Origin of the sequence: Sphingomonas tagetis (assembly GCF_024211275.1) — a bacterium.
Classification (GTDB): Bacteria; Pseudomonadota; Alphaproteobacteria; order Sphingomonadales; family Sphingomonadaceae; genus Sphingomonas; species Sphingomonas tagetis.
The window spans coordinates 1-12,142 of the sequence record NZ_JAMLDX010000009.1 but is presented as its reverse complement, the minus strand read 5'-3'; the positions used below and the strand labels follow the sequence as shown (position 1 = coordinate 12,142).

At 65.6% G+C, this 12,142-nt stretch carries 10 protein-coding genes and 1 pseudogene; 7 read left to right on the top strand and 4 right to left on the bottom strand.

From position 1 onward, the window contains the following. Positions 1-83: 83 nt before the first annotated feature. Positions 84-1,154, bottom strand: a complete 1,071-nt coding sequence (locus M9978_RS12395) for a LacI family DNA-binding transcriptional regulator (protein ID WP_254293622.1) — start codon at positions 1,152-1,154, stop codon at positions 84-86. A gap of 77 nt (positions 1,155-1,231) precedes the next feature. After that, positions 1,232-1,795, bottom strand: a complete 564-nt coding sequence (locus tag M9978_RS12390) for a fumarylacetoacetate hydrolase family protein (protein ID WP_367305092.1) — start codon at positions 1,793-1,795, stop codon at positions 1,232-1,234. A gap of 56 nt (positions 1,796-1,851) precedes the next feature. On the opposite strand from M9978_RS12390, the gene M9978_RS12385 reads away from it, so the two are divergent. The 7 genes from M9978_RS12385 (at position 1,852) to M9978_RS12355 (ending at position 11,242) form a co-directional block, all read left to right on the top strand. Then, positions 1,852-2,088 carry a hypothetical protein gene (locus tag M9978_RS12385; protein ID WP_254293618.1) on the top strand — a complete coding sequence of 79 codons (237 nt, stop codon included), beginning with the start codon at positions 1,852-1,854 and terminating at the stop codon, positions 2,086-2,088. Positions 2,089-2,236: 148 nt separating this feature from the next. After that, positions 2,237-3,001, top strand: coding sequence for a cupin domain-containing protein (locus M9978_RS12380; RefSeq protein ID WP_254293616.1), 765 nt, complete (start codon positions 2,237-2,239; stop codon positions 2,999-3,001). 61 nt (positions 3,002-3,062) lie between these two features. Further along, positions 3,063-5,363 (top strand): TonB-dependent receptor, encoded by a 2,301-nt coding sequence (locus M9978_RS23350; protein WP_367305091.1) that lies wholly within the window; start codon positions 3,063-3,065, stop codon positions 5,361-5,363. 74 nt (positions 5,364-5,437) lie between these two features. Beyond that, complete coding sequence (locus M9978_RS12370; protein WP_254293614.1) at positions 5,438-7,681, top strand: hydantoinase/oxoprolinase family protein; 2,244 nt, start codon at positions 5,438-5,440, stop codon at positions 7,679-7,681. Beyond that, on the top strand, positions 7,600-9,075 hold the full coding sequence (locus M9978_RS12365; protein WP_254293612.1) for a hydantoinase B/oxoprolinase family protein: 1,476 nt from the start codon (positions 7,600-7,602) through the stop codon (positions 9,073-9,075). Before M9978_RS12370 ends, M9978_RS12365 begins: the two co-directional genes overlap by 82 nt. Positions 9,076-9,132: 57 nt before the next feature. After that, entirely contained in the window at positions 9,133-10,368 is a 1,236-nt protein-coding gene (locus tag M9978_RS12360) for an MFS transporter (protein WP_254293610.1), read from the top strand. Positions 10,369-10,393: 25 nt separating this feature from the next. Next, positions 10,394-11,242: a 3-hydroxyacyl-CoA dehydrogenase family protein gene (locus tag M9978_RS12355; RefSeq protein ID WP_254293608.1), complete on the top strand. Its 849-nt coding sequence runs from the start codon at positions 10,394-10,396 to the stop codon at positions 11,240-11,242. 534 nt (positions 11,243-11,776) lie between these two features. Here M9978_RS12355 and M9978_RS12350 read toward each other — a convergent pair. Beyond that, positions 11,777-11,965 carry a TetR/AcrR family transcriptional regulator gene (locus tag M9978_RS12350; RefSeq protein WP_367305089.1) on the bottom strand — a complete coding sequence of 63 codons (189 nt, stop codon included), beginning with the start codon at positions 11,963-11,965 and terminating at the stop codon, positions 11,777-11,779. An 89-nt stretch (positions 11,966-12,054) separates the two neighbouring features. Then, positions 12,055-12,142 (bottom strand): annotated as a pseudogene (locus M9978_RS12345) (integrase catalytic subunit); the annotation flags it as partial.

Below are 12,142 nucleotides of genomic sequence, written 5' to 3'. Positions count from 1 at the left end.
ACGCGGCGGTCAATAAGTCGTCCAACGTTTGCAGATCCGTTGTGATCGTAGCCAATGAAGCGCATTGTACGTTCTCGCTTTCTTCAACTGTTGCCGGGTGCCGGTCCGGTGCTGCCGCGCAGCAGGAGGCTCGTGTCGAGCATCATTTCGAAGGGGCGGCGTGCTGCCTCATGCTCGCCGCCCTCGCCGACCTGACGCAGCAGATGCATGGCGCAAGCCTGCGCGAGTTCGGTGATCGGCAGCTGGACGGTGGTCAATCCCGGACCCCACAACCGGAACCATTCGGGGTCGCCATATCCGATCAGCGACATCTCTCCCGGCACCGACAGGCCGGCGCGCTGAACCGCATCGACCACGCCGATGGTGAGGACCGAGTTCGTGCAAAGGACCGCCGTCGGCCTGTGCTCCATTTGAACGACGCGGCTGGTTGCTTCCCTTCCGAACTCGGCCGTCAGGGGGCCTTGTAGCACAAGTCCAGACGGCTGCTCAACGCCGGCCTGCGAAAGCGCGTCAAGCGCGCCTTCCAGACGCTCCTTGTCCGTCATCGTCTGATCGCCGCTGACCAGCGCCACGCGGGAATGGCCAAGCTGAAGGAGATGCCGCATCGCGTTCCGACTGCCCGTGCGGTCGTCGGTCGCTATCGTCGGAATCTTGAGCTCCGCGTTGCGGCGCGCGAGCTGCACTGAGGGCATCGACGCCAGCAGGCGGTGCGTTTCCGGCAGGCTTTGACCGCATGGCGAAATGATCACCCCGGCGACGCGCATCGCGCGCATGGATTCGACCTGCTCCAGCTCGATCTGGGGGTCACGCTGCGACACGCCCAACACAAGTTGATAGCCGGCCTGGTAGCACTGCTCCGCCATCACACTGGCTGTTTCGGCAAAGATGTAGTTCGACAGGTCCGGTAGAACGAGGCCGATGGTCTGACTGTGCGCTCGATGCATCATCCGCGCAGCCGTGTGTGGCACATAGCCAAGCGCCTTGGCGGCGTCCCGGACGCGCGCCTTCATGTCTTCGCTGGTATGATGCCGATCGTTGAGAGCCCGCGACACCGCGGAAAAGCTGACGCCCAGATGCGCGGCAACATCCTTGATCGTGACCGGACGCTTGCGAGGGCGAACCGTCGTAGCCGTGCTCTCGATGCGCCTAGCCATCGCTGCTCTAACCCCCGCTCATGACAGGCTTGCCTTAAGGGAGGCGGGCGACGGCCGCAAGAAATCCGCCTCCCGCATCACCAGCAGAGCCCGACCTCGACCGAGCCCAGAGTCGTAAACTCCGCCCGCACGGTCCTGTGCCCGACCGACACCGGCTGGGGCGGGGGAAGCGATCCGGTGATGACCAGCTGACCCGCGCGCAGCCGCTCGCCAATCGTCGACAGTCTGTCCGCCATCGCGGCGATGACCCTCAACGGGTTGCCCATCGCCTCATAGCCGATCGCCCCCGCCCGGGCGCTGCCATCGACGCTGACAAGACATCCCTCGAGCCTGGCGTCAAATCCCGCCGGACGGGTCAGCCGGCCGCCGGTGACGACATATCCGCCCGCCGCCTTTTGCACCGCGATCATGTGTTGCCAGCTGTACGCTCGCTCGCGCACCCCTGGACGAACAGGCGCCACCTTGATCGCCGGCAGGAACCCCTCGATCGCGGCCAGGATGTCGAGATCCGTCAGACCGGGACCCTCAAGGTCGCGGCGTAGCACCGCGCCGAGCTCGCACTCCATAACGGTCGGATCTGAACCGATCTCGACGCTGTCGCCACTCTGGCGGATGAGCGATGCTGTGAGCGTCCCGACCATCGGCACGGTGCGCCCGGAAAAGCCGACTGGACTGCGCGCGACGTGAAGGAGGCCTGATGCCCGACGATCCTGTCGCCCCGCGCCGCCTGCCGGCGCTTCACCGCCAATTGCACCGCCAAAGCGTCGTCGAGCGTCAGATCCGGCGCGAGGCGGATCACGTCACGCGCCGCGTCGGAATCGATTCCCGGCTGGTCAACGTGTTCCGCGAGTGCGTCGATGTCGGCCATTATGCCCTCCGTGCGCTCCGAAGCCTAATTGTCTTCAAGAATCACGATTCGGCAAACGATTTCTGACATTCTTGATGCCTGTATAGCGCAATATCCGCCGTGAAGCGACACATTGTTCAGTATAAACAGCAGGATGTGGCGAAACACGCGCGCGCTTGCCTTTGCCGGGGGTCTGCCTTATGTAATCAAGCGGCAAACGTTTGATGGAGATGAAATGCGACATCTGATCGCGATCGAGGGTCAGGACCTTCCGGCTGGAGGGTTCATCCAGCTGCTCAATCGTGACAGCGGTCTCGGCGTTAACCTGCGCCGTGGCGGCGGGGCCGAAGCGGCCGCCGCCGTGGATGCCGATCGATACCTGTTCATCCTGGAAGGCGAATTGTCGATCGAAACCGCCGCCGGGTGCGAACCGGCGGCCAGGGAATCGCTTGTCGCCGTGCCGGCGGGCGCAGTCCTCGGCATGTCATCGACCCCCGCCTCGCTCTGGCTGGAGTTCAGCGTCTCGCGAGACGCTCCGGCGACGGAAGCCAGCCTCAGGCACGTGAGCATGACGCGCGCCGACCTCGATCGCTTCGAGGGCGGCGCCTTTGCCCACCAGCAGCTCGTCGGCCGAAGCACGGGATCCGACGCCGTGCGCGTGAACACGCTGCGCGTGGCGCCAGGCGCCGGAAGCCCCGACTTCCACATCCACGACTTCGATCAATTCTACGTGATCCTGGAGGGTGAGATGCAGATCGACATCGGCCACCGGCGGATCAGCGCGGGACCGATGACCCTGGTCCATCTCCCTGCTGGATTGGTCCATCGCAACTTCAACGCCGGCCCGCGGCCCGAGCGTCACATCAGCCTGCTCGTGCCCGAGCCGCTTGAAGAGCAAATCTTCGACTACGCGGTCGAGATTCACAACCGCGAGGCTGAATTCTTCGACGCTGCGGCAGCCATCGACACGGACCGACACCAGGAAAAACTCCGCTCGTGAGGGGCGGCGCGGGCAAGCAACGAAATAAGGAGGGGATGAACATGTCAAAAAGCAGTTTCGCATTCGGCGCCGCGGCGGCCGCCCTGGCGCCAGCCATGGCATTCGCCCAGACGGCATCCGCCGAGACGTCCCTGACCGCGTCGGCCACGACTCAGTCGCAGCAGATCGCCACGCCGCGGGCGGAGCCCGCCGCGCCGCGGGACGACGGTCAGATCGCCGACATCGTCGTTACGGCTCAGAAGCGCTCGGAAAGCCTGCGGACGTTCCCATCTCGATTACTGCGGTCACCGCCGACACCCTTGCCCAGGCCGGCGCGGTCAAAACCAGCGACATCGCGGCGCTGGTGCCGGGTCTCGTCTTCACCAACACGCTTGGCGGCGGCGTGCCCTATATACGCGGTATCGGCCAGACGCTGGGTGTGCCCGGCGCGGAATCGCCGGTCGGGCTGTACATCGACGGCGTCTACCTGCTGACCCCGGCGAGCGGCTTGTTTGAATTCAACAACATCGACCGCGTTGAGGTGCTGCGCGGGCCGCAGGGCACCCTGTTCGGCCGCAACACCACCGGCGGGCTGATCAACATCATCACGCGCGATCCGGGCGACAGCTTCCAGCTCGACGCAGACGTTGGCGTCGGCAATTACAAGTCCTTTTCCGCCCACCTCTTTGCCGCGACGCCCGTCGGCGGCGGTTTGTCCACCAGCGTGTCGGCGTTCGGCTTCCGGCGCAAGGACGGCTTCGGCCGCAACGTGACGCTCAACATCGATCTGTTCAGGGAAACCAGCTGGGGTATCCAGAACAAGTGGCGCTGGCTGTCGGAGGACGGCGCGACCGACGTCGTGCTCAACCTGCTGCACAGCTACAGCAAGAGCCAGGTCGGCATGACCTATGGCGTCCCGCCCGGCTCGATCGGCGGCGACGGCTCCCGCTATCTCGGCCAGTATGTTTTCGCGAGCAGCGTCCATGAGCCCGCAGTCAACCGGCAGAACCTCGCGTCGCTGAAGATCAGCCACGACTTCGGGTCGTTCCAGGTGATGAATATCGCGGCCTACCACACGCTGTACCAGAAGTATCGCTTCGCGCAGCTCGGCTACGACAACAACGCACTGGCGGCCACCAACCCGTTCGCGGCGCAGTATCCCAACCTGATCGCCAAGGATAACACCTTCACCGAGGAGTTCCAGATACAGGCTCCGGCGGGCGCGAAGTTCCAGTGGATCGTCGGCGCCTATTACATGCACGACGACATTCCGATGTTTCATACCGAATCGAAGCCGAACAACGTTCTGCGCATCAACATCGACACCAGGCAAAAGACCGACAGCTATGCCGGTTTCGTCCAGGGCACCTACCCGATCCTGGAGAACACCCGGCTGACCGCCGGCCTGCGCTACACGAGCGAGACCAAACGCATCGCCGGGCAAGCCGCGCTCGCCAACGGCACGATCATAAGCACGCCGGCCAATCCCGGGCCCGGCCAAGCGCCGCTTGCACCCGAGACGACATGGAGCAAGCTCACCTATCGCGCGTCGCTCGATCACGATTTCAGCGATGACGTCATGGGCTACGCATCGTACAACCGCGGCTTCAAGGGCGGCGTGTACAACCTGGCCAACTATGGCAACCCGCCGGCGGAACCGGAAATCGTCGATGCGTATGAGGTCGGTCTCAAGACCTATCTGTTCGACCGCCGTGCGCGCTTCAATATTTCGGCCTTCTATTACGACTATAAGGACATTCAACTACGCACGAGCATCACGACCAACACCGGCACCTTCTTTGCCACCTACAACGCGGCAACGGCGCGGATGAAGGGCATCGACGTCGATTTCGAGGTGCGCCCGCTGGACGGCCTTAACTTGACCGGCGGGTTCGAAATCCTCGACGCCGAATACCGGTCGTTCCCGCGGGGGCTTTATGCCTTCCCCAACCCGCTCACGCCGGCCAGCCTGCCCGCTAACTGCAACCCGCCGGCAGCGTACAACCCGGCGCCGGGCGGCAACACGACGCTGACCTGCAACCTGTCGGGCAACCGCATGATCCGCGCGCCGAAACTGACCTTCAACCTCGGGATGAGCTACAAGGCGAGGCTCGCCGACGGCGGCGCGCTGCTGTTCACCGCCAACGACGCGTATAACAGCGGCTTCTTCTGGGACCCGGAGAACCGCCTGCGCCAGAATTCCTACCACAATATCAGCGCCGCGATCACCTACACCACGCCCGACGGCAAGTGGGATCTCCAGCTATGGGGCCGCAACCTGGCTGACGAGTGGATCTGGTCGACGGCGACGGGCGGCACGTCGGACACCTACTCGCCCGGCCTGCCGCGCACCTTTGGAGTCAGGGTCGGACTGCATCTCTGACCATCGACCCTTGCCCGAGGCCGGCGGGTGGACGAGCGATCGGCATTCCGGCCAGAATGCCCCGGAGGACGAGAATGACACTTCCCACCACCGGCCGCAGGTCGATCGCGATCGATATCGGCGGGACCTTTACCGACGTCGTGCTCAGCACGCCGGAGGCAGTCTACACCGAAAAGACGCTGACCACCCATGATGACCTGCTGCGCGGGTTCTTCACCGGTGTCGAGTCGGTCCTCGTCAAGTCCGGGATCAGCGCCGCCGAACTCGACGGCGCGCTGGTCCACGCGACGACCGTCGTCACCAACGCGCTGATCGAGCGCCAGGGCGCGAAGACCGCGATGATCTTCACCGACGGGTTCCGCGACATCCTCGAAATCCGCGAAGAGAAGCGCTTCGACATCTACGACGTGCAAATCCAGTATCCGCGCACGCTGGTCGGGCCCGAGGCGACTTACACCGTGCGCGAGCGAACGCTGGCCTCGGGAGAGATCGAACTGGCCCCCGATCGCGCCGAGGTGAGCGCGCTGGCCCGGCGGCTGACGGACGAGGGAATCCAGTCGGTCGGGGTGTGCTTCCTGCACAGTTACCGCAACCCCGCCAACGAACAGGCCGTCGCAACGATCATGCGCGAGATCGCGCCGCATATGGACGTGTCGGTTTCGTCCGAGGTCGCGCCCCAGATCCGCGAATATCTCCGCGCCTCAACCACGGCGGTGAACGCCTATGCCATCTCCATCACCAAACCCTATCTCGGCCGGCTCGCGGCGCGGCTAATCGCGGACGGGGTCCCGGCGAAGCCGTCGATCATGCTGAGTTCGGGCGGGGTGGTCAGCCCCGACACCGCCGGGCGGCTGCCCGTCCGGATGCTGGAAAGTGGCCCCGCGGCGGGCGCGCTGGGCGGTGCGTTCGTCGCGCAGCTGCTCAACGAGAAGGAGCTGCTCGCGTTCGACATGGGAGGCACCACCGCCAAGGTGTGCTTGATCCAGGACGGCGAGCCGCTCGTCACCAACATGTTCGAGGTCGATCGCATCTACCGCATGAAGGAGGGCAGCGGCCTGCCCGTCATCGTGCCGTGCGTGGATCTGATCGAGATCGGCGCGGGCGGCGGCAGTATCGCCCATGTCGATCAGTTTGGGCTGCTCAAGGTCGGCCCCCGCAGCGCCGGTTCGATGCCGGGCCCGGCATGCTATGGCGGCGGCGGCATCGACGCGACCGTCACCGACGCCGCGGCCGTGCTCGGCCTGCTCGACCCCGGCAACTTCCTCGGCGGCGAGATGAAGCTCGACGGCGCGGCCGCGCACGCGGCGCTCGCCAGGCTTGGCGAGCGGCTCGACCTTCCGCCCGAAACGGTCGCCAAGGGGGTTTTCGACATCGTCTGCGAATCGATGGCCGGGGCGGTGCGCGCGCATGCGGCGGAACGCGGGGTGGACGTGCGCGGCGTACCGATGCTCGCTTCGGGCGGCAGCGGCCCGGTCCATGCATGCGGCGTCGCCGACCTGCTGAATGCGCGCAAGGTGATCTTCCCGCCGCTCGCCAGCGTGCTCTCCGCTTTTGGATCGATCATCACGCCGGTGCGCTTCGACGTGGTGCGCTCGGGCCTCGCGCGGCTCGACGACATGGATTGGGAAGCGATCGACACGATGGTGCGCGACATGGAGCATGAGGGCCGCGACGCGTTGTCGCACGCCCAGATCGGCGAGGGCGACGTGCGCTATCTCTATTCCGCCGACGTCCGCTATCAGGGGCAGCATCACGAGTTGAAGGTCGATCTGCCCGGACGACCGGGTCTCGACACCGGCGCCGAGATGATCCGCAAGATGTTCGAGGACGAATATCGCCGCCGCCATACATTGATCCAGGGCGACGTTCCGGTCGAGGTCGTATCGTGGCGGTTGGCCGCAACCGGACCGACGCCGTCGGCCGCGGCGTTCGGCAAGGATGTGGGGACCGGCATGAAGCACGGCCGCGAGCGCCCGGTCCATGCCTGGGGCCGGGCCGGACGGCGCCGGTGGTCGCGCGAGCCGACTTTGGACCCGCCGATGCGCTCGCCGGCCCCGCGATCATCGAGGAGCGCGAGACGACCATCGTCATCCCGCCCGGCTGGACCGCGAGGCTGGCGGACCGCGGCTGCATCATCGCCACCCGAGACATTTGAGGACGCGCCATGCTCAACGTTATCGACATCGAGCTGTTGTGGGCGAGCTTACGGAGCGTCGTCAGCGAGGAGGCCAAGGCGATGCAGCGCACCGCCTTCAGCGCGATCGTGCGCGAGGCGGGCGACCTCGCCTATGCCGTGTTCGATTCCAAGGCGCGGATGATTGCGCAGGCCGAAACCGGCACCCCGGGGCACATCAACTGCCTTGCCAGCTGCGGCAAATGGCTCGCCGAAATGTTCGAGGGCGACCTCGAACCGGGCGATGTGCTGATCAGCAACGATCCCTGGAACGGGGCCGGGCACTTCTTCGACATCACGGTGTTTGCGCCGATCTTCCGAGACGGCCGGCTGATCGGCTATATCGGATCAACCAACCACCACACCGACATCGGCGGCGTCGGCACGAGCATCGGGGCCGCCGACGTGCATGAGGAAGGGCTGTGGATCCCGCCGGCCAAGCTCTACAGCGCCGGCAAGCTCAACCAGCTGCTGATGAACGTGATCAAGCGCAACGTCCGCACGCCCGACCTGATCGCGGGCGACCTCGCCGCCCAGACCGCCAGCGCGCGCGCCGGCGAGGCGGCCGTGATCGAGCTGTGCGAGCGTTTCGGCCTCGATGATCTGGACGAGCTGGCGGACGAGATCGTCACTCGATCCGAACGCGCGATGCGCGACGCGATCCGTGCCTGCCCGGCGGGGACTTGGGAAGCCGAGAGCAAGTTTGACATCTCCGGCGGGCGCGTCATCACGCTGCACGTCAGGCTGACGATCGATTCCGAACGAGGCGAGGTCGATATCGACTTCGCGGGCAGTTCGCCCCAGATCGACCGCGGCATCAACGTCGTGCTTAACTATACTCGCGCCTATTCGATGTTCGCGGTGCGCAGCTGCCTGGCGCTTGACCTGCCCAACAATAGCGGTAGCCTGACACCGATCCGGGTGAACGCGCCCGAGGATTCGATCGTCAACTGCACCTATCCCGCGCCAGTGTCCCAGCGCCACGTCGTTGGCATGTATGTGCCGATGCCGATCATGAAGGCGCTCTACAACGCCATTCCCGACAAGGTCGTCGCCTCCAGCCCGGGGTCGCCCTGGGGCTGCCAGCTTTCCGGCACAGGCCGGGGGGAGGGGGCGTTCGTCACGATGTTCCATTTCGCCGGCGGCATGGGCGCGCGGCGCGAACTGCCGGGGCTGAGCGCCACCACCTACCCGGCAGGCGTCAGTGCGATGCCGCTCGAAATGATTGAGATCGAGAGTCCGGTTGTGTTCCACCGCCGCGAGCTACGCCGCGGATCGGGCGGCATGGGTCGCATGACCGGCGGCGACGGACAGGTCGTCGAGTTCTCGGTGCGGTCGGGGCACCGCTGGACGATGGCGGCGGCGCCATCGGGCGCCGCCTATGCCCCGGAAGGACTAGAGGGCGGCGAGCACGGTGTCGGCGGCCGGTTCTCGATCAACGGCCGGGAAACGGTGATCGACGGTCGCGCAGTGATGTCGCCCGACGACGTGGTACGGCTCGAAACGCCGGGCGGCGGCGGGTTCGGACGGCCCGCCTGACCATGTTGCGCGACCGGCGCGATCCCGCGTGATGAGACCTAACGACGGGTGGACCCTATGCTGACCGCACAAGCCGAACCGATCGATGATGCGCCCCGTGGCGCCGCCGACGAATGGTGGCAGAGCTGGCCGCTGCTCGCCGTCGCGACGCTTGCCTGTGCGATGTCGACCGTTGGGTTCATCACGGTCGGCGCGCTGTTGCGGACGATCCAGAACGATACCGGCTGGACGCGGGTCGAGATCACCTCGGCCGGACTGATCATTTGTCTCGCCACCTTCCTGATCGCGCCATGGGCTGGCCGGCTGGTGGATCGGTATGGCGTGCGCAAGGTGGCGATCGGCAGCTGCGCTGCATTCGGCCTGTGCCAGGCCAGCGTCGGCGTCTCAACCAATTCGGTGTGGAGCTGGGTCGCGACCTGGACGCTGGCATCGGTCGCGATGCAGCGCATCACGCCCAACATCTGGGCCGCCGCCGTCGTGCCGCGGTTTCGTGTTTCGCGGGGACTCGCGCTGGGCGTGACCATGGCGGGTGTCGGTGTCGCCAACCTCATCATCCCGTTCGTCTGCGCGATCGTCGCCGAACGCCTCGGCTGGCGCGAAGTCTACCTCCTGATCGGCGGCTTCACGCTCGTGGTCGTCCTCCCGCTGCTCTATCTCGTCCTCCCGCGGAGCGAAGCGGCGGCCGCCGTCCTCAACCCGAAAGGAGTCGAGGAGGCCGGCACCAGCCTTGCGGGCGCCCTGTCGGGCACGATGTTGTGGCGGCTGGCGCTTGCGGTGCTGATCGTGTCGGGATCGGTCGGATTCCTCAACCTCAGCATGCAGGAGATCCTGCGCGATCGCGGGATGACCGTACTGGCCGCCGCGGCGGTCGCCTCGCTCTACGGGCCGGCGCAGATTGTCGGCCGGCTTGGGGCGGGGTTCCTGCTCGACCGAATGCGCGGCAACGTGCTTGCCGCGGCGCTGTTCCTGCTCCCGGCCGGCGGCTGCGCCCTGCTGCTGGGATCGACGTCGCCGGTGCTCATCGTCATCCCGCCGATCCTTGCCGGCCTCGCCGCCGGGGTCGAGATCGACGTAATCGCCTATCTCACCAGCCGCTATTTCGGGTTGCGCCACTATGGTGCGATCTACGGGCTGCTGTTCGGCGTGTTCAGCGTCGCCTTCGGGCTGGCGCCTCTGCTCGGCAGTGCGCTACGCGACGCCTATGGCGACTATGGCTTCGCGCTGGTCGCGCCGCTGGTCGCGTTGCCCGTCGCATCGCTGCTGATGGCGACGCTCGGCCGCTACCGGTATTGAAAATGGATATGCGTGGAGAAGGTCTATGACGATGACGGTCGGCGTGGTCGGCGCCGGGTTGATGGGATCGGAAATCGCGCTGGTCCAGGCGCTGGCGGGACACCGCGTGCTGCTCAACGATCGCGACGGCGCCACAGTCGATGCCGCGCTGGCGCGGATCGCCCAGCTTCTCGACCGCGGCGTGGCGCGGGACATCTACCAGCCGGCCGATCGCGACCGTGCGCTGGCGCTGATCGAACCGGCGCTCGACATGGCGGCGTTCACCGCCGCGCAGGTCGTGACCGAGGCGGTCTTTGAAAACGAGGATGTCAAACGCGAGGTCCTCGCCGCGATCGACGCGGCAGCGCCCGCGGCGTGTATCATCGCCACCATCACCTCGACCATCCCGATCTCGACCCTGGCCAGCTTCGTGTCGCCCGCGCGCCGCGCCCATTTCGTCGGCACCCATTATTTCTCGCCGGTCAGCCGGATGAAGCTGGTCGAGGTGATCCCGGCCTTCGAGACCAGCGAGGAGGTGGTCGGGCGCATCACCGATTTCGTGGCACAGGCGGGCAAGACGCCGATCAGGGTAAAGGACGTCGCCGGCTTCGCGGTCAACCGGATGCTGCACGTGTTCATCATCGAAGCGGTGCGGCTGGTCGAGGAAGGCGTCGCAACGCCGGAGGACATCGATACCGCATGCCGGCTCGGTCTCGGGCACAGCATGGGTCCCTTCGCTCTCATGGACGCCGTCACATCGAGCCTTTGCGTTCAGGCACAGGAGATCATGCAGGAGGCGTACGGCGAGCGCTTTCGCCCCCCGCCGCTGCTGAAGCAGCGGGTGCGGGCAGGCCTGTCGGGTGGACGGAACCAGCGAGGCTGGCTGGCGACCTGACCGCCACGACAGCAGCGCTAAATTCGGGTTCTGCAGCCATCGCATCCCGGCTACAAAGGTCACGAAGCGATCCTGGAGGTCGCTTGCCGCAGATCGTCATAACCTCATCATAGCGTTGGCGGCGCTGGAACTGCCGAAGTACCTTGAGCCGTCGCTGTGCTTTCCTGCGCCGAAAGCGGCTCAAGAAGCTCGCTCGCTCGTATTCACAAGCGATGCCAATATCGCGTGACCGGCTCCGAAAACCGGGCGGAGAGGTGCAGATAATGGCCAGCATGAGCGGGTAGCCAACCGACACACATCGGCCGCCGTGAACCGTTGGCCGCAAAGGAACGGTTGCGCGTTAATGACCGGTGCAATCCCGCGCAGTCTCGCCAAGATCCAGCGTTCGTAATCACTCGCGACCTGAGGTTGTTTTCGTTCCTCGAGCTCGAAGCGGGCGTATCTGAGAACAACGACTTCGCCACTTGGCATCGGTGACGCGTGGCGCCGTGACAAAAATTAAACCAGAGCCGATGTCCTCGGCACGCCGGGCCATCAAGAATCGGCAAGCGACTGGATCGTGGGGGCAACCGCAGCAACAATCTGTTCCACATGGTCGGCCGCGAGCGCTTCACTCTCGATGATGCTGCGCATGACCAACAGGCCGATCAGCTGCGAAGACATAAGCGCCGCTCTCATCTCCGCACTTTTGCCTCCCAGCCAGCCGGCGGCGTCGGGCACGATCGTGTTTGATAACGAGGAGATCGGCTTCGTGCACAGTCATCTGGGGAATCGCATGTGACCAGCCCCCACCGAGTGGTCCGAGCGGATTGTTAGTGCATTGACGCTTCCATCTCCAGTGTTGGCCGTAGGTGGAGCGAAGCGGAACCGGAGGGCGACACTGGAGATGGGACGGCCTCC